The organism is Mesotoga sp. Brook.08.YT.4.2.5.2. (assembly GCF_003351125.1).
Lineage (GTDB): Bacteria > Thermotogota > Thermotogae > Petrotogales > Kosmotogaceae > Mesotoga.
In genome coordinates, this window is sequence record NZ_JPGZ01000042.1 from 20,943 (window position 1) to 45,154 (window position 24,212).

A 24,212-nucleotide genomic window follows, 5' to 3' on the forward strand; every position below is an offset into this window, starting at 1 on the left:
AGAACACCATATGGTAAACCAAAGGCAATAAATAGTTTTTATACACATATTTCATGATATTGGAAAAACATTGCTAGCCAGGCGGTAAAGGCGATCAGGAAACCGAACTTTTCGCTTGAGACGGTCGGAAAGAGTTTATCGGCTGAGTTATTTTTGTGCGGAGTTCTGTATAGCGCCAGCCATTGATTATTGGAAGAGGGCCATTGGGAGTCAGAGGGAGGCTGGATTGTCGCGGTAAGGAAGATAACGGCAAGCTGCCTTCAAGGTTGTGACGAACTGCCTAAAGAGTCTATAGAAACATGCGTTACTGCAGTCATTGTTGGATTTTTATCGAGAGTGGCCCGGTACTAATGGAGAGAGTGAAAATGAACTTAAAAAGGTCTCGCTTGCGACTGCAAATAAGAGTATTTGTGTATCGCATCTATATGACCTTTTTCGATTTCTTAATTGAAGTAATGGAATGTATATTTGAATAGAGAAATTTCGCAGAAGGAGTGGGCACTTTTCATTTAAGCGAAGCTTTTTGTGTAGGATTTTCTTCTCCACTTCGATAATGAATTTTCGATTCGACTTTTGGGCTCGTGGTATCATAGTTCAGTTCCCTTCCCGGAGGTGTACGATGATCCCAGAAAAGGTGCTTGCAATACTGAAGGCCAACGACCTGAAGTTCTACGAATTTCCCGAAGGGACTACACCCACAGCCACGACGGCTGCGCAGATGTTGAAGGTGAAAGTCGGCCAAATTGCAAAGTCGATTCTCTTCACTTGCAAAAGTGGAAGAGCTTATCTTGTGGTCTGCCCCGGTGATCGGAAGGTCTCGCTTTCGAAGCTGAAGAAGATAGCCGGTGAGAAACCTCGTCTGGCCGATGGGACCCTAACGCTTAGAGTGACTGGTTTCTCCCCAGGCGGAGTTTGTCCCTTTGGACTTTCAGGAGTCAAAATCATTGTCGACCAGTCTCTTCAACAGTATGATACTGTTTTTCCTGCTGCGGGGACTTCCGGTTCCGCTGTCGAGACTAATTTCGAAGAACTTGTAAGGATAACTGGTGCCGAGGCAGCCGATGTCAGCAATCCTATGTCTCAATCGTAGAACACTACCAGCGGCAGCCCGCTGACCGGGTTTTGCATGATTTTTGATTTGAGGTCGTAAACCTGCCTAATGATTTCCGGAGTAACGACATCCCAGACCTTGCCTGAAGTAATCACTCTTCCATTATTGATGAATAAGAGCGTGTCTGAAATCTCTACCGCCTGATTTATATCGTGAAAGATCGCTATTGCACTTAGTCCCTTTGCGCGGACGAGATCAGTCGCGATTTTTCCAACTCTTCTTGCGTGCCCCGGATCTAGATGAGTTGTGAACTCGTCCATAAGAAGTATCTTTCCTTCCTGGGCAAGAGCCTTTGCGATTATTACACGCTGTTTCTCGCCTCCGCTGAGTGTACTGAAGGGACGATCCTTGAATCCGTATACTTCCGTAAGCCTCATCGATTCGTCAATTATCATGTAATCCTCATTTGTTAAGTTTCCCAGTCCCCTCAAATGTGGGTTTCTTCCAAACGAAACAATAGTCTCAACTTTCAGATCGAATGACGGTTCGAAGCTCTGTGGTATGTAAGATACTATTCTTGCCAGTTTTTTTGTTGAGAGACCGTGAAGATCTTCTCCCATGATTTTCACAAGTCCGTTCCAGTTCTTTCTAATTCCACAGATAACACCCATCAGAGTTGATTTTCCACTCCCGTTTGGTCCCAGTATTCCAAGCACTTCCCCGTGCCTGAGTTCCAGATCGATTCCACTCAGAACCTCTTCCTTTCCATAACTGAAATGCAGATCTCTTACCTGTATTGGATCAACCATCATTAGCCACTTCCCTGCTTCTTAGAAGATATATGAAGACGGGAGCGCCTACCAGGGCAGTCACTGCACCGATTGGGAGTTCCGTGGGTTGAAAGAGCGTTCTCGCAATGGTATCGCAGACCACCAGAAAAACCCCGCCGAACATCGCAGTTGCAGGTAGGTTCAGCTTGCTGTCAGTGCCAAAGGCCAGCCTAACCATGTGGGGTATAACAAGCCCCACAAAACCAATCAAACCGGCTGTTGCGACTGCAATTGCCGAAACGATTGATACGGTGAAGAATACGAGGAACTTTATGCGCTCCGGGTGAACTCCGACGGTTATGGCGTGTTCTTCTCCGGCTGCCATTATTATCATTCTTCGGCGAATTATCGTGAACAAAGCATACTGAAGAATAATAATCGGAAGTAGTCTGAAAAAATCATCCCAGGTAACACCCGAAAGAGAACCGAGAGACCAGAAGTGCAAGGTAATAACATTTCGCCAGGCAAATACGACAAGAAAAGTCACCGCCGCGTTGAAAAGAAAGGAGACTATTACTCCGGAAAGAACGAGTGTTGTTATAGGGATTCTCCCTCCTCTCCGGGAGATTGTATAGGTCAGGAATGAAGAAAACAAGGCAAAGACGAAAGCAAGGAGATCCATGTTCAGCGATATTCTGCCAACATCTCTCAAGAACAAAGACAACACAGCTCCAAAGGAGGCTCCTGCCGATATGCCGATAATATATGGGTCTGCAAGGGGATTCTTTAGGGTAAGTTGAAGTCCATTTCCACCTACCGCCAACCCTGAGCCGATCAGGAAAGCCACTAATAATCTCGGAAGTCTGAGATTCACATAGATACTGGAAGCTGGTTCCGAAGAGTCTCCAAGAAATATGCCGAAAATCTCATTCAACGAATAATTGACTGTTCCGAAACTCGAGAGCCACAGCATCCCAAGTACGGATGCTGTGGAGAAAAACGCGAAAAGTGCAGCGCGTTTCAATAGAAGAACTCTTTCAACGTCTTCACGAGGTCCACAAAATCAGGGTTTGCATATGCGGTTAGGCCGTCGTAAAGCGGGTAGACTCGGTTATTCTTCACTGCAGGAAGATCTGCAAAGGGTTTGTAAGAAGTTATCATTTTTACCGCCTCTTCCTGACCGCCTTCGTAATAATATGGCACAAGAATTATGTCCGGCTGGGAGTTAAGAACAAATTCAGGACTGACGGGAAACCATCCGTTATTTCCGCTGTAAGGTGCTCCGACGTTTGCTCCGCCGGCATATGCGATTGCCTGGTTAACGAAAGATCCCGTTCCACAAGTCCAGATATCGCTTACCTCACCGACTATCATTATATACACAACTTTGGGCTTCTCACTCTGTGGAACATTATAGGAGTCTTTTGCGATTTCAAGAACCTCATCTCTGAAGTTCATCGCCGTTATACGTCCTTTATCAGGTATGCCGAACAAATTGCCGACAACCATGAGGTTTCTGTAGATATCCTCGAAAGAGTTTGGATTCATTACGAAGGTAGAGATCCCGATCTTCTCGAGCTTGGCAACTTCCGGCTCTTGAAAGCCACCAGAGATCATTACCAGATCAGGACCAAGCGAGAGAATCTTCTCAAGGTTGAGAGGAACGAGATTGCCTATTTTCTCCACTTCATTCGATAAGGCATACGGGTCCCAGTCAGTCACTCCTACGATCCTGGATGATACACCCAGAACTTCGAGATATCTGGTGATCGCAGGCGAAGCTATGACAACCCTATCGGGGGGATTGTCAATCGCCACGAGTCTTCCAAGATCATCCACGATTTCAAATGCTAGTGACAGAACAAAGAACAGTACCATAAAGCCGACTGCAAAAAACCTCTTCAAAAAACTCACCTCTTCTGCAAGGAATTTCACCACCCCTCTGCCTCGGAAGGATGGTGATATCTGAGCCTCACACAGGTCTCCTGACTTGCGGATCAATCTACTGTCTGCGCCTTCCCGGTTGCCCAGTGGCATGTGCAGAGTTCGTACCGCTTACAGTGGCGGGACCGTACCGGATTCACACCGGTTTCCCTTGATGTGAAGCATTGTTTCTGAGAGCTATCTGGAGAAGTATCTGTCCAGATCCTCCAGCCTTATTACCATGGATATCGGTCTTCCATGGGGGCATACAAGAAGATTCTTCTTCTTCAACTCTTCAAAGAGAACTTCAGCCTGCCCTATGTCAAGTCTGTTTCCAGTCCTAATTGCCGCTTTGCACGCGATTGAGGCTAACAGATTATCGAAAACCCTCTCGGGAGTTTCAAGACCTTCCAACCTCATCTCATCTAGAATTTCCTCGAGAGTCTCTATTGCACCCTCCGTCTTAATGACTTGAGGAATGGATACCATTATGATTTTATCATTGCCGAAATTGAAAGTGAACCCAAGTTTCTTCAACGCTTCCTCTCTCGCGATAATCAGATCCATTTTGGACCTCTCGAGATTCAGCTCAAGCGGCATGAGAAGATTCTGAGGGGAGATCTTCTTGCTTTCTTTGAGAGCCTCGAAAATGATCCTCTCATGAGCGGCGTGCTGATCGATCAACAAGAGACCGTCCTCGAATTCCGCAATCAAATACCGTTCTCCGAAAACGCCGATGAAGCTAGCTTTTGCTCCCACACTCTTTTCTTTGGTTGCTGATTGTTCGCGCTCTTCAGCGGGAGTGAATGATCTGAAAAGGTGACGATCTAGTCTGGACTTCGCATAAGTGTCGCTCGCACTGTTATCGAAGACTCTCTGGTTCCTCCAGGAGTGTTTTATTCCGCGATCCCTTATTAAATGCTCCTGATCAATGTCTGAGATATCTCTCCGTTCAACCGATCTTCCGGCGGTGCTCTCTTCGCTATGAACCACATCGATTGTGAAATGACCGGCGCCTTTAACGGCAGACCGTACAGCTCTCTTCACTTGATCCAGAACGGATGAAGTAGACGCAAATTTCACTTCGAGCTTCTGTGGATGGATGTTAACATCGACTTCGTGAGGATCGATATCGATAAAGAGAACTGCAAAAGGAAAATTCCCCTTTTGAAGAGTCTCTCCGTAACCCCTCTCGAGAGCATAATTCAGTTCGAACTGCCTCACATATCTACCGTTCACGAAGATGTTTTCACCCATTCTATTCTTTCTTGTGCGATTTGGAAGTGTAACAAAACCCCGTATCTTTATTTCTGCTGAGCTTTCCGAAACTGGTATCAAGTCTTTTTCAGAAAGCCCTGGATAGATAAGTGCAGCTCTGGCCTCGACCGATTCAAGGCCCCTTGTATCGAATATCACTTGAGAATCCCGAGAATAAGTGAAATCGATCTTGTCGAATGCGAGTATGAACCTCTGAACCATCTCAGTTACCATTCGGCCTTCAATTGAAGCGGATTTCAAGAACTTCCTTCTGGCGGGCGTGTTATAGAGAAGATCGTAGACTTCGACCGCAGTTCCATTTGAACCGCTGAGAGGTTTCTCTCCTATGATATCGCCTCCGGCAATGTCGAGAGCCACCCCAAGTTCCTCTGTATCTGAGACGGTTGACAGCCGCATGCGCGACACCGAGGCTATCGTTGAAAGGGCCTCTCCCCGGAAGCCGAATGTGAGAAGAGTATCGAGATCATCTATGGAGACAATCTTGCTGGTAGTATGAGGCAGAATAGCAACGCTTGCTTCTTCTCTGGTCATCCCTCTTCCGTTGTCTCTTACCATTATGTATTCTTTTCCGCCCGATTTGATCTCGATTTCAATAGCCGTTGCACCGGCATCTATACTGTTTTCCACCAGTTCTTTCACTACGGAAAAGCATCCCGTTACGACTTCACCTGCGGCAATCTTCCTAACAACATCGGACGACAGTTCGCGTATTCTCATTAGTTTTGTTCACTCTCCTCGTACGGCGAGCTGGCGTCGTCTGTCGAATAAGATAATAGCCGCAGCGGCAGCGACATTCAGTGAATCTACCGTTCTCTCCATGGGAATCGAAATGAGAACGTCGCTTCTCTCTTTCACCAACCGCCTGACTCCTTTTCCCTCATTTCCGAAGATTATCGCCGATTTGTCAGAATATTCGTTTTCGTAATAAGGGATTCCGTCCATATCTGAAGCGTATATCCAGAATCCTCTTTCTTTGAGAGATTTCTCAAATTGCGCCATATTGACTATCTTGATTACCGGGATACTAAAGGCAAGTCCTGCAGAGACCTTTACGACTGCCGGAGTAATTTCTGCAGAGTTGCTTGAAGTGATTGCAATGGCATCGGCCCCGACCGCAACCGAAGTCCTGATAATCGCTCCAAGATTATGTGGGTCCTGGATCTGGTCTAAAAGCACAATGGTTGCTGTGTTCTGTTCTTCAAGATTATCGAGCATTTCTTCGGAATCCACGTATGAGAACTCCTTGAGATCAATCACCACTCCCTGGTGCTTCTTCTCTCGGCAGAGATTTGCGAGTTTTTCCGGGGGCATCTCTTCTATTTTAAACCCCTTAGCTTTCGCTTCGTTGGCAAGTTCAAGCAACTGAGAATCGACATTCCTCTGATTGGTAAAGAGTATTCGTTTGATTCTCAGTAGTGACGAGTCGATTCCAAGCAGTTCTTTCAGAACATTTCTGCCATGGAGATACATTAAATCACCCTTTCGAGCAGATCTTTTATCCTTTTGACTCTTCCCTCAAGGAATAGATGACCAATAAGGACCTCGAGAGCGGTAGCCATTCTATAATCCTCGTCGTCCCCATGTTTTTTCGAGCCTCTTGAATTGTAACCCCGTCTGACGATCTTCCTCTCCTCTTCATCGAGAAGTCCTTCGATTTCTTCGAGAGCCTTTTTCTGACCGGGAGCGCTTACATAGTCTTTCACAATATTGTGCTGATGACCTGCCCTCCGATGCGCCTGCGGGAGAGTCCTCAATCTGAAGTAAAGAGTGTACACTGCATCTCCCACAAAGGCAAGACTGTCAAGGGAAAGCTTGTCGGGAGCGGCTGAGACGTCAAAGAGGCTGCCTAAGGAGGCATCGTCAAACTCATTATTAAAGGTATTCATCGATCCTGTCTATGATGGCTTCCAATTTTGAAACATCCTTTCCACCTGCCTGGGCGAAGTCTGGCCTGCCTCCTCCTCCTCCTCCCAGGTCGTGGGCTATCTTCTTTGCGATTTCTCCTGCCTTGAACCTGTCAGTAAGTTTCTTCTCGACCTTCACGACGAAAGAAATAGAATCTTCCAGTTCATTGAAGATAATAACTATGCCGCCATTTTCCTTGCTGAGGAGGACATCTGCACCGTTTCTCAAAGCGCTGGACGGCGCGTTCTCTACTCTTCTGATAAGCAGATTGACGCCTTTGACCGTCATTCTCTTATCTTTCATTAGTGCATCGCCTGAAAGTAGCTTCTCTTTTAATCTGACAATCTCCTGGCCTCCCGACCTAAGTTCGTCGAGTATGCCCTGAAGCCGCTGAATTATTACATCCTCAGGAACTTCAAGTACTTCTCTGATCGTCTTCTGTCTGTTGAAAAGATTGCGAAAATATTCGAGCGAAGTGGTTCCGGTTATTGCCTCAATTCTCCTTGTTCCGGCCGCTACGGAGGTCTCCGAAAGAATCTTGAAGAGGCCGATTTCTCCGGTGTTGTTTACATGAGTTCCTCCGCACAGTTCTCTGCTGAATCCCTCTACAGTGATTACTCGAACCTTGTCGCCGTACTTTTCTTCAAAGAGGGCCATTACGTCTTCACCCTTTATTTCATCGAAGCTCTTCTCTGCTTTTTCGACTGGTTTTGCTTTGAGGATCTCTTCGTTAACCATGTTCTCCACTTTATTTATCTCATCGGTTGACAAAGACTGGAAGTGTGAGAAATCGAAGCGCAATCTGTCAGGTAGAACCAGTGAACCAGACTGATGAATGTGGCCTCCTATGATTTTTCTGAGAGCTGCGTGCAGCAAGTGAGTGGCGGTGTGATTTCTCATTATTGCTTTTCTTCGGTCTGTGTCTACAATTAGCCTGGCTTGATCCTTCACCCGCAGCGTTCCTTCTTCGACTGAAATTCTGTGGACTATCATCTCTTGATAAGGAATGAACACACTCTCAACTCTAGCCAGTGCTGTCTCGGTCTCGATAAGCCCGGTGTCCGTTACCTGCCCGCCTCTTTCGGGATAGAAGGGAGTCTTTTCAAGGATGACGTCTCCAGTCTCTCCTTCTTCAAGGGCTTCCACGGCATCGCCGTCCTTTAAAATCGCGACTATGGTCGATCTGTCTTCAAGTCTCGAGTAACCTGTGAATTTTGAATTGCCGGTCGTTGGAAAGATACTGGAGTAGACCTCGATGTTTCCCAGATATTTCCTGTCTCCCAACGCCTCTCTTGCCCTCTCCCTTTGCAACTTCATTTCTCTTTCATAACCTTCTTTGTCTAGTGTAACGCCGGTATCTGCAACGATCTCTTCGACAAGTTCCAGTGGAAATCCATAAGTGTCGTGAAGAATGAACAACTCGGAGCCAGACAGTTCCTTCTTATCTACTAGAATTGATTTAAGCCTCTTCTCGCCGTTCAGCAGCGTTGAAAGAAATCTCTCCTCCTCTTTCATTATGATTTCCTGCGTAAACGAAAGCCGGTCTTTTAGCTCTGGATATACGTTCCCCATCTGTTCAGCGACCGTCTCCACTATTCTGTAAAGAAATGGAGAATCGTAGCCAAGTAAAGAACTGTGCCTCACAGCCCTCCTTAGGACTCTCCTGAGCACGTAACCCCTTCCCTCATTGGAAGGTAAGACTCCGTCGGAAACCATGAATGCAATTGATCTCGCATGATCTGCGATAACTTTGATCGAGACATCGGAGATTTCCTTCTCCTTGTACTTGACTCCCAGAAGCTCTTCTATCTTCCTGATTATGGGTATGAACAGATCAGTATCGAAGTTTGAGTCGACATTCTGAAGAATCGAGGCAGCTCGTTCAAGCCCGAATCCGGTATCGATATTCTTTCTTTCTAGATAGGAGAGATTTCCTTCCTCATCCTGGTTAAACTCAGTAAATACAAGATTCCAGAATTCAAGGAATCTTCCGCAGTCACAAGCAGGACTGCAGTTTTCGGGATCAGGGCAGTTGTTTCCGTAACCCCTGTCTATGAAAATCTCTGAATCAGGTCCACAAGGACCCGAAGGGCCGGCTGGTCCCCACCAATTATCCGCCTTCCCAAGCCTAACAATCTTCTTCTCGGGGACTCCGACTTCATCTCTCCATATTGAGAACGCTTCATCGTCATCTAGGTAAATCGAAACCCATAGGAGCTCATCCGGTAGAGCCAAATGCTCCGTAACGAACTCCCAGCCCCACTTTATTGCTTCTCTCTTAAAATAATCTCCAAACGAGAAGTTTCCAAGCATTTCAAAAAAAGTCTGATGTCTGGGAGTTCTACCAACATTTTCAATATCGTTGGTTCTCACACACTTTTGACAAGTTGTGACTCTCTTGTATGTGGCTTCGACTTTTCCCCAGAAGATTGGTTTGAAAGGAACCATACCGGCAACAGTGAACATCAGTTGTGGATCGTTAGGGATAAGAGAAGCACTCTGTATTCTTTTGTGGCCCTTCGATTCAAAGAAGTTGAGATAACTCTCCCTTATCTCAGCTCCGGTCATGAATTTCATTGGTTAGCCCCCTTAAGTCAAAAGAGTAAGGAATATATAGAACATGGGTGTTACAAAAAGAACACCATCTATTCGATCTAGCATACCACCATGGCCGGGAAGTAGATTACCGGAATCTTTAACGCCGTGATACCTCTTGAAAGACGACTCCACAATGTCTCCAATAGTGCCAAATACGGATACAACAACCGCCAGAACCATGAAATGGGGTATCCCGAGATCGGGTCCGTTGTAGAGTCCTACGAGCTTACTCATAGAGACGAAAAGCAGCATGAAGAGAAGCGTGGTAACATATCCTCCGATTACACCTTCGAGACTTTTCTTAGGGCTATAACTTGGAGATATTCTGATCCGACCGAAGCGTTTACCTATGAAATAAGCTCCCGTGTCGAAGAGCCACACCGATGTGAGAGCCATCAAGGCCATTGAAGAACCAAATCCTAGATAGATGTGATAGAAAAATGCCAAATCGAAACCAACATAGATTAATGAGAACACAGAATTGGCAATAATCTCTTTGGCACTTCTAACATTGGATACTGTTACTATCACCACAGACGCAAGTGCAATTACCCCCACTGCGAAAATCAGTTCAGGTCTCGGAGCAAAAGTTTCAACATCGTTGAACCTGTCAAGCAGTATCCCGTATATTACGATTATTGCAGGAATAATACCTGACAGGGCAATTCTAACTGTCTGATGATTACTGTCCTTCAGGCTGAACTTCAAGTATTCGTAGTTCGAAAAGAGAACAACGGCAGATACCAGACCAATGAAGGAGTAGTAATTTGCGAAACAGAGAACCACGAAAGGTGCCACAACTGCAGCCGTAACTATTCTGATATTTGTCTCCGAGATCTTCTTCATCAGCTCAATGCACCAAACCTTCGCTTGCGTTTAGAGTACTCATCCAATATCCTCTCAAATTCCTCTTTCTCGAAATCAGGCCACAAGGTTCTTGTGAAGAAGAGCTCGCTGTAAACCGACTGCCAGGTTAAGAAGTTGCTTACTCTCTTTTCCCCAGAAGTCCTTATTATCAGGTCTGGTTCAGGCACATCGGGGAGATACAAGTTCTCTTCTATATCCTCTTCAGATACCCTATGCTTTCCGCTCTCAATAACTCTGTTGACTGAATCGACAATCTCTGCCCTTCCTCCATAATTCAAAGCAACTATAACATTCAGTTTCCTGCACAGTGAGGTTTTCTTCTCGATTTCTTTTGTGAACTCGTTGAGTTTCTGAGGGAGTTCATTCAATCTTCCAATGAAGCGCATCCTCACTCCCTCTTCCAGCATATTGTCGAGCTTGCTGCTTATGTAAATGAGCATCAGTTGGAAAAGGAAATCTATTTCTTGCCTGGGTCGTCTCCAGTTTTCCGTTGAGAATGCATAGAGAGTTACATAACTAATACCGAGATCGGCACACCAATGAGAGGCGGAGTCTGCAATTTCTGCCCCCTTCTTGTGCCCCTCAATTCTCTCGAGTCCTCTCCTCTGAGCCCAACGGCCGTTTCCATCCATTATGAAAGCAACGTGAACGGGAAGGGACATTAAAACTCCATGATCTCCTTGCTCTTCTTCTCGAAAGCCTTGTCCATTTCTTCTATGTACTTGTTCGTAAGTTCCTGAATATCCTCCTCAAATTTCTTCAGGTCATCTTCGGTCATTTCAGAAGCCTTCTCAAGATCTCTAGCTTCCTTTATCGCGTCCCTTCGAATGTTTCGAATCGCTATTTTACCCTTTTCCGAATTGTCTCTTGCGAGCTTCACCCATTTTTCTCTCTGTTCCGTTGTCGGTATAGGGAAATTTAGCTTAATGTTTGCTCCATCATTAATTGGTGTAAGGTCTAGTTTTGACGCAAAGATGGCCTTTTCAATCTGACTGAGAACGGTCTTATCCCAAGGCTTAATAATCAGTGATCTTTCTTCAGTCACGGTGATTGTCGCCATCTGATTGATCGGAGTAAGGACCCCGTAATAATCGACTTTTACAGACTCAAGAAGGGCAGGAGAAGGTCTACCCGTTCTCATCTGACCGTACTCTTCAACGATCTTTTCAACACTTTTTTTCATTCTGCTTTCGGCATCTTTTAGCAGGCTATTCATGATCTTCCTCCCTTTCTTCCATTCGTCAACGGAATTATATCATGTAAGACTTTTCGTATTATGAGCGACTGAACTCCAAAAAGGCTTGTTAGTTGAATTGGATAGTCTATTCTGGTAAAATCATACAGGTGCTCTAACCATGACAGGAGGTATGTAAATGTTTTCAATCCTTAGTTTCATAGCATATGCCCCGGCCGGAGATGTAGCGGCTCCTTCGGCGGATGCTGGGGCTTCAACTGGGGGCTTTTCGGGGATTATTATCTGGCTAGTCCTTATGGTTGCCTTCTTCTACTTCTTGATAATTATGCCTCAGAGAAAGAGGGATAAGCAGTTCAAGCAGATGATGGAGAAGCTTAAGGTTGGTGATAAAGTCGTCACAGCCGGCGGAATAATCGGGAAGATTACCATGATAAAACCGGATAGTCTCAGGATCAGGACCGGCACCGGTACGGAACTGGACGTCACAAGAAAGGCGATCGCCGTTGTAGTGAACAAGGGTGAGAATGAAAAGGAAGAAGTAGAACCCGACGTAAATGTTAAGCAGTAATAGTTTCAGTTATATTCGTAGATATTGGAAGGGGGTGTCTGTCCGAGTCTTTCGGGCAAAGTCCGTATGAGAGCAAACCGAAAACGTTTGATCGTCACCATGGTGGTGTTGATTGCAGCATTGCTCCCGCTGTTAATACCACATGGTAGTGCGCCAGCCGATAGCAGCTTCCTCGACAAATTAGCTGCAAACATCAAGTTAGGGCTTGATATAAAGGGTGGAGCTCTTCTTGAGTACCAGATGGTTACCGATGTGTCAGATTCAGAAATGAATGCCCTTGCAGACAGGGTTATTGAAGTCTTAAGGGCAAGGCTAGATGCTGCAGGATTCACAGAGGCAACCGTAGAAAAAGTGACCACAGGAATCTCATTTGGCGAGGATATTCCGCCGGTAAGAGTAAGAGTCCAAATTCCTGGAATTACTGACGTTTCGAGAGCGGAGAATCTTGTTGGGAAGACAGGTAAACTCTACTTTGCCGATGTTCTTGCTATCGAGACCTCGGTTTCTACGCCCTCGATCCCTGCAGGTATGTCCCTAGAGATTAGCAGGAGGAAACTTCAGGGAGCCGAACCTTACTGGGTTAAGGAGCTTCACTACGGGGAGTATGTTGGCGGAGTACAGAACAATACCTGGTACTTTATCAGTCCAATGATTAGCGTAGGTTCAAGTTATGCTGAACTAGACGGAAGTGTAGTCACCGATGCCAAGGCTCTCGTCAATAATCAACCGAGACCTGGCCAGGGACGTTTCATGGTTTCTTTGAAGTTCAGTTCAGACGGTGCTCGAACCTTCAGGGACATCACTTCTGTGAAGTCCACTTATGCCGATTCAGACATCAAGAAGAGACTCGCCATAGTACTGGATGACAGGGTGATTATAGCTCCGCTTGTTCAGTCTCAAATCTCTGATGGTAACGCAGTTATCGAAGGTTTGAATTCGATTGAAGAGGCTAGAGAAGTGTCGATTTTGGTCGGAAGTGGAAACCTTCCAGTCGATCTTGCATCCTTTAATAAGAGGGTTCTCTCTCCTACTCTCGGCAGAGATATCATCAATGCAAGTCTGTGGGCGGGGGTTGCAGGAATTTTCATTATTATGATCTACATGGTTATCTTCTATAAGAAGATGGGTCTCGTAGCCGATCTTGCGCTGTTGTACAATGCGATCCTCCTGTTTGGCATGATTTCGCTGACCGGTTCAATACTTACATTACCCGGTATAGCTGGTATCGTACTGACCATAGGAATGACGGTCGATGGAAATGTGCTGATCTTTGAGAGGATAAAGGAAGAGCTAAGACTGGGCAAGACGCCAGAGAACGCTATAGACTCGGCATTTTCGAAAGTTGTATGGACGATCTTTGACGCGAACCTCACCACAATTCTTGCCGGACTAGTTCTCTTCTACTTTGGAACGGGTACAGTGAAGGGATTCGCTATTACTTTGATAATCGGTGTTATAGGCGCCATGTTCACAAACATCGTTGTGTCGAGAACGGTCTTGACTGGAATGTCGGGAAGCTTGAAGCCTCATCACTATGTCGAAGTTGAAACGGAAGGGAGAGATGCAAGATGACCTTCAAAGCTGACTTTGTTGGAAAAAGAAAGTACTTCATTGCTCTTTCTCTTGTACTGATTCTTGTTTCACTTGTCTTCATCTTTACCAAGGGCTTCAATTTCGGAGTGGATTTCACTGGTGGAATTGAAATCAGCGTATCCGTTCCCGATATTGACATGACCGTAGCGGAGATCCGAGAGCTCCTCAGTGCAGAGGACCCAAGCTTTGCCGCAGCTAGAATCATTAAACAGAGGCCTTTGATTGAAGAAGGTTCTTCCGAACAAAGAAGCAGATTCTCGATAATCGTTAACACTAGCGAAAGCGACGAATCGGTGACATCAAAGATCCTGGCCGGTCTTGAGAGCGAGGGAGTAACGGAGAGTAATATTCTATCTGTTAGTACAATCTCCGGTTATGCAGCTCAGGAAATCAGAGGGTATGCCTGGATTGCAGTCATCGTGTCGATGGCTCTTCTGTTGTTGTATATAACAATTAGATTCAAGTTTTCATTCGGAGTTGGCGCGATTATTACTCTGATACATGATGTGATTATCGTAATGGGTTTCTACAGTATTTTCGGAATTGAATTCAATGCACCGGTAGTAGCATCTCTTCTTACGCTTGTTGGATACTCTTTGAATGACACTATCGTAGTCTACGATAGAATCAGAGAAAACACCAAGAAGATGAGAGGCAAGACAATAGAGACAGTAGTCAACACAAGCATCAACGATGTGATAGTCAGGTCTATCAATACCTCTTTGACGACGTTCCTTGCGGTTCTAACGCTCTTCATATTCTCCGGAGAGGTTTTGAGGCCATTTGCATTTGGAATGCTGGTTGGTGTGATAGTTGGAACATACTCCTCTCTTTACATCTCCAGTCCGGTGGTTATCGAATGGCTCAAGCGAGTCGAGAACAGAAAGCATGCTTGATCGTTGTCTACCTCTTGAAATGTGAAACCTGGTAGAGTATAATTTTTCTTGAGTGGGGACGTAGCGCAGTTGGGAGCGCGATACAATGGCATTGTATAGGCCGAGGGTTCGAATCCCTTCGTCTCCACCAGGCGGGGAACGTGAGTTCTCCGCTTTTTTGTTACGGTGATTTGTATGAAGAGATTTTTTCTGGCGGTTGTTATTTTATTGGTTGCTGTAACTCTTCCCACGGTTTTTTTCACCGATGACGGGAGAGCCATTGAAAGGATAGTTGAAATACTGGAAAGAGCGCAGGAAGAAGTGGTTCTTGTAAGTTATTCCCTTGACGAGCAGGAGGTGATTGACTGCCTCAACCGCCTATACATCAAAGGTCTCAATGTCTCGGTTGTGATTGACAATTCCACTGTTTCGAGAACCTTTGCGAAGTCTCCTCAGTTTAAGGTTATGACTGACACAACCGCGGCGCTCGTTCATTCGAAATTCATCGTTGTTGATAGTCAAATAGTGGTCTTCGGAACAGGAAACTTCACCGAGGGTAGCCTCAGAGAGGACTCAAATAGCTTCATCATGATTGAGTCGGAAAAACTTGCCTCCCTGTTTCTTGATTACTACAAGGCGATTCTGACTGGAGACTCAAGAGGAGTGACAAGCGTCGGAAATATGACCCTATTTCTCTGCCCTTCTGAAGAAGCGCGCAAGAGAGTAATCAAGGAGTTGATGAGTGCCAAAGAGGAGATCCGATTCGCCATGTTCGCTTTTACAGATCCCAAAATTCTCGCGGCTTTGAAGTTCTGTGCTTCAAAAGGGGTTAGGGTTTTTGGGATGGTTGACAGCTGGAACGAAGATTCTCCGCTCAAAGACTATCTCACAACCGGAATGGAGGTATCACGTGGTGTTTCCATAACTATTCACGATAAAACGTTCGTAATAGATCGAAACATCGTGATTACGGGATCGGCCAACGCATCACTTAGCGGATGGGGAAAAAACCGCGAGATAGTTGTTATAATCGAGTCTAGGGACGTTGCAAATCAATTCATAAGCCATTTCGAATACGTCAGGGAGGTCTCGAAATGATAGTCAGGACGGCGCTTGCTCAGATAAACACGACGGTTGGGGATCTTGATGGAAACAAAAGGAAGATAATCGAAGCGATCGACAGGGCGACAGCGCTTGATTCAGGAATTGTTCTATTCCCTGAGCTTACGATAACCGGTTATCCGCCTGAGGACCTCTTGCTGAATACAGGGTTTCTAAGAGAGAATTTCGCTGTGCTCAAAGAAATCGCGGGTCAAACTGCCAGAAGCAAAGCAATGATCGTTCTTGGATTTGTTGACTTCGTCAATGAGATCTATAACGCGGCAGCAATTCTCCAGAGAGGGGAAATCAAATCAGTCTATCAAAAGATGAGTTTGCCCAATTACTCTGTGTTTGACGAGAGAAGATACTTCTCTCCAGGAGCACACCCGCTTCTCGTTAGATTTGGCGAAGCAAAGATTGGGATCAATGTTTGCGAGGACCTCTGGGTGCCGTCTGGCCCAATAAATGATCAGACTATTGCGGGAGCGAATCTTATTCTCAATCTATCTGCTTCACCGTTCACCTCGCAGAAGCATAAAACCCGGTCTTCTCTTCTGCTGACGAGAGCGATGGAGTATTCCAGCACCATAGCCTACTGTAACCTGGTTGGTGCTCAGGATGATCTAGTATTCGATGGAAGGAGCTGCGTAGCAATGCCAGACGGAAGGCTGGTGGTCGGGAGGGCCTTTGAGGAAGATCTGCTTGTGCTGGACATAGACACAGATATTTCCACCAGATACAACCTCTTTGAAGGAAAAAGGAAGGTCTACTCCAAGAACGTGAGTATCGAAGAAGTGACAGTTGAACCATCATACAGAGAAACAGCTTCAGAGCTTGCTGTTCGAAGAGAATCAGAACTGAGTAAATGCGACGAGTTGATAGCCGCTTTGGAACTTGGTATAGGAGACTACTTGAAGAAGAACAACTTCGAGAGGATAGTTCTTGGGCTAAGTGGAGGAATGGACTCCTCCCTAGTAGCGGCTCTTGCAGTAAGGGCGATAGGTAAAAACAATGTCAAAGGCGTGTTCATGCCTTCACGAATAACCTCGAATGAGTCTAGAAGAGATGCAATGGAGCTTGCAGAGAATCTGGGAATTGAGATCCTTGAGGTACCGATCGAGAGCATAGTGGATTCTACTCTAAAGGCCTTAAAGACTACCTTCAAGGATGCAGCGGAAGATGTTACTGAAGAAAACCTGCAGGCAAGAATCAGGGGAAACATTCTCATGGCGCTTTCAAACAAGTTTGGATGGCTTGTACTTGTAACAGGCAACAAGAGTGAGATGGCAACGGGATACTCAACTCTCTACGGAGATATGGCGGGTGGACTTGCGGTTCTTAAGGATCTCTACAAGACTCAGGTCTATATGATCGCAGAACGCTTGAATGAACTTGAAGAGAAAGATGTCATTCCGAGCAATGTATTCTTGAAGGCACCGTCGGCAGAACTTAAGGAAGGTCAGAAGGATCAGGACACTCTCCCTCCATATGAGATTCTAGATGAAATCCTCAGGTTTCACATAGAAGAAGGTCTCTCAGCGGAGGAGATCGTACTCGAGGGGTTCGAAAGGTCGACAGTAGAGCATTCGCTGAAACTGTTGAGAAAGAACGAGTACAAGCGCAAGCAGTGCGCTCCTGGGATAAAGGTTTCCAAAAGAGCGTTTGGGAAAGACTGGAGAATGCCAATCACAAATCATTACTGAATGTTTTTGGCCTAGGAAATACAGTACTTGGCAAGATAAAAATCCAGAACCCAGGATTAACTGTTTAGCCTCTTATGTTAGAGTGCTCAAATCTGTAACTTCTTCCCGTAAAAACGATCAGATGGCAATGATGAACTAGTCCGTCAATTATTGCGCTTGTCAGTCAATCGTCATGATGTCGTTCACGAAGAGGTGCTTGAACGGCAAGACTCATAGTAGCTCGGTTTCGGAATCTAGAATGACTCAACCAATATGGCCGCTTATGCGGGGAAATGCAACTACCATTAATTGCTTAATCTTTGTTACAGCTTATTACTTAGTCCGTCTGCCTTCCTAGAAAGATGGTGCCTACCTCTCTGCCGGAATCGCGCACAATCTTCTTGGTGAACTCAACTGGGGGTTCTGAGTTGCTGTTGGCGGGGAATCTTATTCTCTCTCCTGATGATTCAGAAGATCTAGATGCAGCCATCTCAAGAAAGGCCCGAAGAGTCTTAGAATTCGTTTCGTTAGAACTTCTTCCTTGTTCTTCTTCGAGTTTTGTGTTGAAGTATTCTTCGGCAGCTTCATTCATGTAGATCAATCTATTCTCCATGTCTGTCGCGACAGCCAGGTCTCCCGTTCCGTTGAGGAGCAGTGAATGGAGATTGGCTCGTTTCTGAAGCTCGATGCTCTCGGTGACGTCAATTCCAATCACAAGCTCATATACATTCTCATCGACTCTCAACATACTTCTTTTCTCTTCTACAGTAAATACGGAACCGTCTTTTCTCTTGTGCAGGTGTCTTCCTTTCCATTTTCCAGACTTCATAATGGAGAATTGCATGGACTTTGCTTCTACCTCGTCTTGCACCAGATACGAAGTGAGACTGTCCCCTATCATTTCCTCAAGATCATAACCATGAATCTCCGCAGCAAATCTGTTCAGATAGACTATTCTTCCCTTCTCGTCAACGGCTATCGCAATCTCCTCAGCATTGTCCAGAAAACGCCATTGGAAGATTAGTTCTTCCCTATCCCTCTTCTGCTTCGAAACGTCCATGAATGTTAGTTGTACAACTCTCTCTGCACCGTATAACATTTCTGAAGTGTTGAAAATCACGTAGATTTTCCCCCCGGCCTTCGTCAGCATTACGATCTCTCTATCGATGTCAAAGTTCTCTCTACCAAGAATAGTCTGCAAGGCAAAGGGTTCATCGTATAAAAGATCCTGTATACTCATCTTCTCGATCTCTTCTTCTGAGTACCCGAGAAGGCTCTGCGCAACCTTATTACAGAAGATTACGTTTCCATCTCTCTTTCTAAGGATGAGCATTCCGCATCCCATACTATTGACGAGTCCCATATACTTTTCTCGCTCGAAATCCAGAGTCTTCTGAAGTCGGTGCTTTTCAAGCATTGAGTAGACGATTTCGGGAAGATAATGCAGATAACCCGGTCCCTTTAGCAAATACTCGCCAGGTACCAGGGAGAACTTCTCTATTGACTTCTCACTTCCGACAAGGCAAAGGTATGGAATTGTTCCTGCACGAAGATTATTGATGATGTCTTCACTGACATAATCAAAGATCATAGCATCTGAAAATCGACCAAACTCGTCAGACACCTCTTCGACGTATCTGACGTCAAAACGATCATCGAAAGCCTCAATTAACCTTCTTGCATCCTTCTGGCTTCTTCCCACCAGGATTATTCTTGGCTTTGAATAGAAATCAAACACAGACTTCACCCCTGAATAGAACGCACCGAACAGCGAGAGTACCTATACATCCACCCAAAAAAGCAAAGAATTGCCAAATCTGACCGTAAACGGAGCTAGACTCACAGTGTTCTTACCGGAGGTTACAGTCGTATTGCTTACAAATACCGTTCAAAGCCTTACAAGGAGAACTGGATGGTTATAGCTACGCAAAGAAAGTTACATTTTCATTCTAGCATAGATTGTAATAAGATCCAAAATTAGTACTTTTTCGCATGCTCAAAAAACAACCGGACTTTCGTCCGGTTATAAAGATGGAGCAGGCGATGAGATTTGAACTCACAACCTCCGCCTTACCAAGGCGGCGCTCGACCGATTGAAGCTACGCCTGCTCTGCTGAAACTATGATATCACAGCACTTTTCAAGTTTCAATATCAAGTTCCCTTGCTCCACCTTGTCTTTGGCTTTCTTGAAGCAGTTGCTTCATCAAGTCTTCCGACAACTGTCTTCTGAGGAGCAGCTTTAAGTATGCTGGGATCCTCCTTTGCCTCTTTCAGAATTTTCTCGAAAGTATCGGCAAAAGCATCTAGAGCCTCTTTGGTCTCAGTCTCTGTAGGTTCTATCATCAATGCTTCATCCACAATCAGCGGAAAGTAGACTGTAGGAGGGTGTATTCCGTAGTCTAGGAGTCTTTTGGCAACATCCAGGGTCTTCACTTCATATTCTGATACAAGCTTGCTGCCTTTCAGAACGAATTCATGCATGCATATATCGGGATAGGCAGTCGGAATGAGCTTGTTGAGTTTGACTCGAAGATAGTTGGCATTTAAGACGGCCATCTCGCTAGCTCTCTTGAGACCATTGCCGCCCATGGATAATATGTATGCGTAAGCCTTCAGTAAAACACCGAAATTACCGTAGAAACTCCTAACTTTTCCTATTGAATTCGGAAGATTGTAATCAAGTGAGAACTTCCGACCATCAAAATTAACCACAGGAACAGGTAGCAAGTCTGCAAGAAAGCTCTTCACTCCCACAGGGCCGCTTCCGGGGCCTCCCATTCCATGAGGTGTCGAAAAGGTTTTGTGCAAGTTTAAGTGAACGATATCAAAACCCATGTCGCCTGGCCTCGCGTGGCCCATTATCGCATTGAGATTGGCGCCGTCATAATAGAGCAAAGCGCCCTTCTTGTGCGCGGCCTCCTGAATCTCGCAGATCTCGTTTTCAAAAAGGCCCACTGTGTTCGGGTTGGTAAGCATTATTCCTGCTACGTCTTCATCAAGCATCTCAACAAGGCTATTAAGGGCAACCCTTCCATTGCTTCCTGAAGGTACTTCGACGACCTCAAAGCCTGCCATGACTGCCGAGGCGGGGTTAGTCCCATGTGCTGAGTCAGGTACAATAACCTTCTTTCTGTTGCTTTCACCCCTCAGTTCGAAGTATTTTTTCATCAGAAGCATTCCGACCAGCTCGCCATGTGCCCCTGCGGCCGGTTGAAGAGTGAAGTTGCTCATTCCGGTGATCTCGCACAGAGAGTTCTGTAAGTTGAACATCACTTCTAAAGCTCCCTGGACAGTCTCTTCAGATTGGTACGGGTGTATCTGACTGAAACCTTCAAGACCAGCGACTTTCTCGTTGAGCCTTGGATTGTACTTCATTGTACATGATCCAAGAGGATAGAAACCGGTATCAACTGAGTGGTTTTTCTCCGAGAGTCCGGTGTAATGCCTGATTACCTGAAGCTCGCTAAGCTGAGGAAGACCGGGATTCTTCTCTCTCAACCAGTCCTCACGTAGCAGATCTGAAGGGTCATAACCGTAGCTCTCTTCTTTCGGGAGATGAAAGGCCTTTCTTCCTTCAGTTGAAAGATCGAAAATCGTCATGATATCTCCTCCAGTCTGCCGGCAAAAAACTCAATCTCCTCGTTAAGATTAGCTTCTGTTGTACAGATAAGCCCATAACCCTTCATCTCTTCATTAAACCTTTCCAGTTCTAGCGGTCCTAATATCTTGTCTTCTAGTAGCTGTTCGTTAAACTCTTTCAAGTTACAGTCAAACTGTGCAACGAATTCGTTGAAAAAGGGGCCTGTGAAGACCAGCCGCACACGATCTGTTCTTCCAATTCTCTCTGCCAAATAATGAGCTTTGTCAAAAGATCTTTTCGCGATCTCTCTTATCCCATCAGAACCTATCATACTCATGTAGATTGAAGCGATCAGTGCGTTGAATGCATGGTTCGAGCAAATGTTGGATGTGGCCTTACTTCTTCTGATATGTTGTTCCCGGGTCTGGAGAACCATGACATACCCTGCGCGTCCATCACTGTCTTTTGTCTCTCCGATAATTCTTCCGGGCATCTTTCTTATATAGCTCTCTTTTGACGCGAAGAAGCCTAGACCCGGTCCGCCAAATGAAGGAGAATTGCCCAACGATTGACCTTCTCCCACAACAATATCGGCTCCAAGCTTTCCGGGAGCTTCAAGTATTCCGAGAGCGATTGGGTCAGCGCTTACTATAAGCATTGTCTTCTCGCCGATTTTGGTTCGAACCTCCGAAATGTTCTCGATTATTCCGAAGAAGTTTGGGTAGCCCAGCACAAAACCGGAAGTATCCTCGGTGAGTTTCTTTTCTAGATCGGCAAAATCCACCTGTCCTGTTTCGGAATCGAAAGCAACGGTTTCAACGCTTATGTCACTGCCAAAACAGTAGGTCTTGATCGTATCTATATACTCGGGATGAAGTGACCCCGAAACCAGAACCTTCTGACCCCCTCTTACCCTAACAGCCATCAGCGCGGCTTCTGCAGCTGCGCTTGCGCCATCGTACATAGATGAATTTGCTACATCCATTCCTGTTAGCTCGCAGATCATCGTCTGGAATTCAAACAGCATCTGAAGAGTCCCCTGTGAGACTTCTGCCTGGTAAGGTGTATATGCGGTGAGAAACTCGCCTCTCGATGCGATCGCCTGAACCACGCTTGGAACGAAGTGTTTGTACACACCGGCCCCTCTGAAGACGGACAGGTCCTCAAGCGTTATGTTTTTCTCACTAAGTTCTTTCAGATCTCTGAGTACACTGAATTCATCCTTGCTTTCGGGTATTGAGATATCGACATCAAACTTATCGGGGATATCCTTGAAAAGCTCCGAAACGCTCTTGACGCCAACTACCTCCAGCATTTCCTCGACATCCTTGTTGGTCTGGGGCAGATAAGAAAACTCAGGCATATTAGCCCTCCTCTTCACAGTGCTTCTTATACGCCTCCAAGTCCATCAGACTGTCAAGTTCCGATTCATCTGCAACTTCAATTCTCACTATCCAGCCTTCTCCTTCGGCATCATCGTTAATCTTCTCGGGTGAGGAATCAAGCTCCTCATTCACCTCAACGATTTTCCCACTTACGGGAGCGTAGATGTCACTTGCCGCTTTTACAGACTCTATCGTGCAGAAGACATCGCCCTTCTTAAGAGACTTGCCTACTTCGGGAAGGTCTACATACACAATGTCACCCAGATGGTCTTGAGCGTGATCTGAAATACCAACTGTTGCTACCTTTCCTTCAATCGATACCCATTCGTGAGTTGCCGCGAACTTCTTCATTACAAATCTCCTCCTTAACTTTTCGATTTTACAGAGCCTCTATAGAAAGGTGTTTTGACAACTACAGCAGGTGCCTTCTTCGATCGAATTTCGACCTGCACTTCTGAGCCGCTCTTCCAGTAATCCTTTTCCAGATATGCTAGAGCGAGAGATTTGCCCAGCGTTGGAGAAAATACTCCGCTCGTGATCCAACCGACCTTCTTCTCACCGTCAAAGACCTCAAATCCATGCCTCGCGATACTCCTGCCGGATAGTTCTAGTCCCTTGAGCTTGTATTTTGTCCCGTTTGCTAGTTGTTCTTCCAGAACAGCTTTGCCGATGAAGTCTTTGTCCATCTTTACCGTCCATTTGAGACCAGCCTCAAGAGGGGTTGTCTCATCGGTGAGTTCGTTGCCATAAAGCATGTAGGAAGCCTCAAACCTTAGTGTATCTCTTGCTCCAAGGCCGATAGGCTTCACACCTAAATCAGCTCCCGTCTCAAGTATCTTTCTCCAAAGAGGGATAGCACCCTGAGGGTCGATATACAGTTCAAACCCGTCTTCTCCCGTATAGCCTGTACGAGAAACCAACGCCTGGATGCCGTTCACTCTGCCGTACACGAAATGGTAGAAGGGAATGTCCGCCAATTTGACCTGCGATATTTCCCGTAATATCTCCTCTGCATGAGGTCCCTGAAAGGCGATCTGCGCAAAGTCGTCGGATGCGTCTTTAATTTGCACGTCGAAAGCACCCTTGTTTTTCTTGATCCACTCGAAATCTTTGTCTTTGTTTGAAGCGTTAACTACGAACATCACCTTTCCATTGCCTATTCTGTAGACCAATACGTCATCGACTATCCCACCATTTTCATTGCACATTGGAGAATAGACTATGGCTCCGTTCTTCAGCGAAGAGACAGAGTTTGTTATCAAATAGTCCGAAAATCGAATAGCGTCGGGTCCCACAATTTCGATTTCTCCCATGTGCGAGACATCAAAGAGGCCGGCTTTCTTCCTGACAAGATTGTGCTCGTTGATTATAGAATCAAACTGCAAAGGCATCTCCCATCCAGCAAAATCAACCAACTTTCCCTTTAGTCTCACATGTTCGCTGTAAAGCGGCGTTCTCTTTAGATCACTCATCCGTTTCTTCCCTCCCCCTCTCTTGCAAGTCTTCAAAGATCTGAACGGCTTCTTCGAAATCATCGTCGGCTATAATAATGTCCACCAAGCCGCCCGAACCAAAGTAAACACTGTCGGTGTATGCGAAATGAGAATCCACCAGTTCCGAGAAGATTCCTTCTTTTAGAAGGATTTCCTGATACATTTTTGCTTCAAACTCCGGAATTCCTGACTTGAGGACCTTCATTCGATCACCTCCTGTTTCACCTGAAATTATACACCAAGTAATTAGATAAGTTAACTTCTGGACGCATTTCTAGCTGGTGATTTTAGAATTGCAATGTGCTAGAATGTAGTCGGTTAGCTAAGTGCAGTCATCGTTAGGAGGG

The 24,212-nt window shown here is 45.7% G+C and carries 23 protein-coding genes, 2 tRNA genes and 1 riboswitch; of the genes, 7 read left to right on the top strand and 18 right to left on the bottom strand.

The features are described from left to right. Window positions 1-619: 619 nt before the first annotated feature. Window positions 620-1,090, top strand: a complete 471-nt coding sequence (locus tag Q502_RS11485) for a YbaK/EbsC family protein (protein ID WP_099830389.1) — start codon at window positions 620-622, stop codon at window positions 1,088-1,090. Here the strand turns inward: Q502_RS11485 and Q502_RS11490 are convergent. From Q502_RS11490 to frr, 10 genes are all read right to left on the bottom strand, one after another. Next, the gene (locus Q502_RS11490) at window positions 1,081-1,863 is read right to left on the bottom strand and encodes an ABC transporter ATP-binding protein (RefSeq protein ID WP_243392382.1); all 783 of its coding nucleotides are present in this window, start codon (window positions 1,861-1,863) and stop codon (window positions 1,081-1,083) included. The genes Q502_RS11485 and Q502_RS11490 overlap by 10 nt on opposite strands. Further along, on the bottom strand, window positions 1,853-2,845 hold the full coding sequence (locus Q502_RS11495) for an iron ABC transporter permease (protein WP_099830390.1): 993 nt from the start codon (window positions 2,843-2,845) through the stop codon (window positions 1,853-1,855). The genes Q502_RS11490 and Q502_RS11495 overlap by 11 nt, the downstream gene beginning before the upstream one ends. Continuing rightward, complete coding sequence (locus tag Q502_RS11500) at window positions 2,842-3,735, bottom strand: ABC transporter substrate-binding protein (protein ID WP_243392386.1); 894 nt, start codon at window positions 3,733-3,735, stop codon at window positions 2,842-2,844. Before Q502_RS11500 ends, Q502_RS11495 begins: the two co-directional genes overlap by 4 nt. A gap of 43 nt (window positions 3,736-3,778) precedes the next feature. Beyond that, window positions 3,779-3,940, bottom strand: a riboswitch (cobalamin riboswitch). 2 nt (window positions 3,941-3,942) lie between these two features. Next, window positions 3,943-5,739 (bottom strand): DNA mismatch repair endonuclease MutL, encoded by a 1,797-nt coding sequence (gene mutL / locus Q502_RS11505; RefSeq protein WP_099830391.1) that lies wholly within the window; start codon window positions 5,737-5,739, stop codon window positions 3,943-3,945. 9 nt (window positions 5,740-5,748) lie between these two features. After that, window positions 5,749-6,492 carry a 23S rRNA (guanosine(2251)-2'-O)-methyltransferase RlmB gene (rlmB, locus tag Q502_RS11510; RefSeq protein WP_099830392.1) on the bottom strand — a complete coding sequence of 248 codons (744 nt, stop codon included), beginning with the start codon at window positions 6,490-6,492 and terminating at the stop codon, window positions 5,749-5,751. Next, window positions 6,492-6,908: a Mini-ribonuclease 3 gene (locus tag Q502_RS11515; protein ID WP_099830393.1), complete on the bottom strand. Its 417-nt coding sequence runs from the start codon at window positions 6,906-6,908 to the stop codon at window positions 6,492-6,494. The genes rlmB and Q502_RS11515 overlap by 1 nt, the downstream gene beginning before the upstream one ends. Continuing rightward, window positions 6,895-9,504, bottom strand: coding sequence for an alanine--tRNA ligase (gene alaS / locus Q502_RS11520; protein ID WP_099830394.1), 2,610 nt, complete (start codon window positions 9,502-9,504; stop codon window positions 6,895-6,897). The genes Q502_RS11515 and alaS overlap by 14 nt, the downstream gene beginning before the upstream one ends. A gap of 12 nt (window positions 9,505-9,516) precedes the next feature. Then, entirely contained in the window at window positions 9,517-10,371 is an 855-nt protein-coding gene (locus Q502_RS11525) for a phosphatidate cytidylyltransferase (RefSeq protein WP_099830395.1), read from the bottom strand. Continuing rightward, window positions 10,371-11,054: a polyprenyl diphosphate synthase gene (gene uppS, locus Q502_RS11530; RefSeq protein WP_099830396.1), complete on the bottom strand. Its 684-nt coding sequence runs from the start codon at window positions 11,052-11,054 to the stop codon at window positions 10,371-10,373. The genes Q502_RS11525 and uppS overlap by 1 nt, the downstream gene beginning before the upstream one ends. Next, the gene (frr, locus tag Q502_RS11535; protein ID WP_180977903.1) at window positions 11,054-11,611 is read right to left on the bottom strand and encodes a ribosome recycling factor; all 558 of its coding nucleotides are present in this window, start codon (window positions 11,609-11,611) and stop codon (window positions 11,054-11,056) included. The genes uppS and frr overlap by 1 nt, the downstream gene beginning before the upstream one ends. A 154-nt stretch (window positions 11,612-11,765) precedes the next feature. Here frr and yajC point away from each other — a divergent pair, with 154 nt between their 5' ends. From yajC to Q502_RS11565, 6 genes are all read left to right on the top strand, one after another. Beyond that, the gene (gene yajC / locus Q502_RS11540) at window positions 11,766-12,155 is read left to right on the top strand and encodes a preprotein translocase subunit YajC (protein ID WP_099830398.1); all 390 of its coding nucleotides are present in this window, start codon (window positions 11,766-11,768) and stop codon (window positions 12,153-12,155) included. A 120-nt stretch (window positions 12,156-12,275) separates the two neighbouring features. Next, window positions 12,276-13,727, top strand: coding sequence for a protein translocase subunit SecD (gene secD / locus Q502_RS11545; RefSeq protein WP_258553714.1), 1,452 nt, complete (start codon window positions 12,276-12,278; stop codon window positions 13,725-13,727). After that, window positions 13,724-14,644: a protein translocase subunit SecF gene (gene secF / locus Q502_RS11550; protein WP_099830400.1), complete on the top strand. Its 921-nt coding sequence runs from the start codon at window positions 13,724-13,726 to the stop codon at window positions 14,642-14,644. The genes secD and secF overlap by 4 nt, the downstream gene beginning before the upstream one ends. Window positions 14,645-14,698: 54 nt before the next feature. Beyond that, a tRNA-Ala gene (locus Q502_RS11555) sits at window positions 14,699-14,774 on the top strand. 44 nt (window positions 14,775-14,818) lie between these two features. Then, window positions 14,819-15,721 carry a phosphatidylserine/phosphatidylglycerophosphate/cardiolipin synthase family protein gene (locus tag Q502_RS11560; RefSeq protein WP_099830401.1) on the top strand — a complete coding sequence of 301 codons (903 nt, stop codon included), beginning with the start codon at window positions 14,819-14,821 and terminating at the stop codon, window positions 15,719-15,721. Then, complete coding sequence (locus Q502_RS11565; protein WP_099830402.1) at window positions 15,718-17,427, top strand: NAD+ synthase; 1,710 nt, start codon at window positions 15,718-15,720, stop codon at window positions 17,425-17,427. Before Q502_RS11560 ends, Q502_RS11565 begins: the two co-directional genes overlap by 4 nt. Before the next feature lie 64 nt (window positions 17,428-17,491). Here the strand turns inward: Q502_RS11565 and Q502_RS14450 are convergent, their stop codons facing one another. The 8 genes from Q502_RS14450 to Q502_RS11605 all read right to left on the bottom strand — a co-directional run bounded on the left by Q502_RS14450 (window position 17,492) and on the right by Q502_RS11605 (window position 24,070). Further along, window positions 17,492-17,590 (bottom strand): ATP-binding protein, encoded by a 99-nt coding sequence (locus tag Q502_RS14450; protein WP_308410403.1) that lies wholly within the window; start codon window positions 17,588-17,590, stop codon window positions 17,492-17,494. A gap of 153 nt (window positions 17,591-17,743) precedes the next feature. Beyond that, the gene (locus Q502_RS11575) at window positions 17,744-19,144 is read right to left on the bottom strand and encodes a PAS domain S-box protein (RefSeq protein WP_099830403.1); all 1,401 of its coding nucleotides are present in this window, start codon (window positions 19,142-19,144) and stop codon (window positions 17,744-17,746) included. Window positions 19,145-19,438: 294 nt separating this feature from the next. Beyond that, a tRNA-Thr gene (locus Q502_RS11580) sits at window positions 19,439-19,515 on the bottom strand. 43 nt (window positions 19,516-19,558) lie between these two features. Continuing rightward, window positions 19,559-21,007: an aminomethyl-transferring glycine dehydrogenase subunit GcvPB gene (gcvPB, locus tag Q502_RS11585; RefSeq protein WP_099830404.1), complete on the bottom strand. Its 1,449-nt coding sequence runs from the start codon at window positions 21,005-21,007 to the stop codon at window positions 19,559-19,561. Beyond that, window positions 21,004-22,350, bottom strand: coding sequence for an aminomethyl-transferring glycine dehydrogenase subunit GcvPA (gene gcvPA / locus Q502_RS11590; protein ID WP_099830405.1), 1,347 nt, complete (start codon window positions 22,348-22,350; stop codon window positions 21,004-21,006). Before gcvPA ends, gcvPB begins: the two co-directional genes overlap by 4 nt. 1 nt (window position 22,351) lies before the next feature. Beyond that, on the bottom strand, window positions 22,352-22,723 hold the full coding sequence (gcvH, locus tag Q502_RS11595; protein WP_099830406.1) for a glycine cleavage system protein GcvH: 372 nt from the start codon (window positions 22,721-22,723) through the stop codon (window positions 22,352-22,354). Between the two features lie 14 nt (window positions 22,724-22,737). Further along, on the bottom strand, window positions 22,738-23,844 hold the full coding sequence (gcvT, locus tag Q502_RS11600) for a glycine cleavage system aminomethyltransferase GcvT (RefSeq protein WP_099830407.1): 1,107 nt from the start codon (window positions 23,842-23,844) through the stop codon (window positions 22,738-22,740). Continuing rightward, entirely contained in the window at window positions 23,837-24,070 is a 234-nt protein-coding gene (locus Q502_RS11605; RefSeq protein ID WP_099830408.1) for a putative signal transducing protein, read from the bottom strand. The genes gcvT and Q502_RS11605 overlap by 8 nt, the downstream gene beginning before the upstream one ends. Window positions 24,071-24,212 lie beyond the last annotated feature (142 nt).

Coding starts and splice junctions, on each gene's coding strand:
- Q502_RS11515 (WP_099830393.1), bottom strand. CDS start 6,908: ATGAATACCTTTAATAATGAGTTTGACGATGCCTCCTTAGGCAGCCTC.
- gcvT (WP_099830407.1), bottom strand. CDS start 23,844: ATGAGTGATCTAAAGAGAACGCCGCTTTACAGCGAACATGTGAGACTA.
- gcvPA (WP_099830405.1), bottom strand. CDS start 22,350: ATGCCTGAGTTTTCTTATCTGCCCCAGACCAACAAGGATGTCGAGGAA.
- Q502_RS11565 (WP_099830402.1), top strand. CDS start 15,718: ATGATAGTCAGGACGGCGCTTGCTCAGATAAACACGACGGTTGGGGAT.
- secF (WP_099830400.1), top strand. CDS start 13,724: ATGACCTTCAAAGCTGACTTTGTTGGAAAAAGAAAGTACTTCATTGCT.
- yajC (WP_099830398.1), top strand. CDS start 11,766: ATGTTTTCAATCCTTAGTTTCATAGCATATGCCCCGGCCGGAGATGTA.
- rlmB (WP_099830392.1), bottom strand. CDS start 6,492: ATGTATCTCCATGGCAGAAATGTTCTGAAAGAACTGCTTGGAATCGAC.
- mutL (WP_099830391.1), bottom strand. CDS start 5,739: ATGAGAATACGCGAACTGTCGTCCGATGTTGTTAGGAAGATTGCCGCA.
- Q502_RS11560 (WP_099830401.1), top strand. CDS start 14,819: ATGAAGAGATTTTTTCTGGCGGTTGTTATTTTATTGGTTGCTGTAACT.
- Q502_RS11485 (WP_099830389.1), top strand. CDS start 620: ATGATCCCAGAAAAGGTGCTTGCAATACTGAAGGCCAACGACCTGAAG.
- Q502_RS11605 (WP_099830408.1), bottom strand. CDS start 24,070: ATGAAGGTCCTCAAGTCAGGAATTCCGGAGTTTGAAGCAAAAATGTAT.
- gcvH (WP_099830406.1), bottom strand. CDS start 22,723: ATGAAGAAGTTCGCGGCAACTCACGAATGGGTATCGATTGAAGGAAAG.
- Q502_RS11490 (WP_243392382.1), bottom strand. CDS start 1,863: ATGATGGTTGATCCAATACAGGTAAGAGATCTGCATTTCAGTTATGGA.
- Q502_RS11525 (WP_099830395.1), bottom strand. CDS start 10,371: ATGAAGAAGATCTCGGAGACAAATATCAGAATAGTTACGGCTGCAGTT.
- uppS (WP_099830396.1), bottom strand. CDS start 11,054: ATGTCCCTTCCCGTTCACGTTGCTTTCATAATGGATGGAAACGGCCGT.
- alaS (WP_099830394.1), bottom strand. CDS start 9,504: ATGAAATTCATGACCGGAGCTGAGATAAGGGAGAGTTATCTCAACTTC.
- gcvPB (WP_099830404.1), bottom strand. CDS start 21,007: ATGACGATTTTCGATCTTTCAACTGAAGGAAGAAAGGCCTTTCATCTC.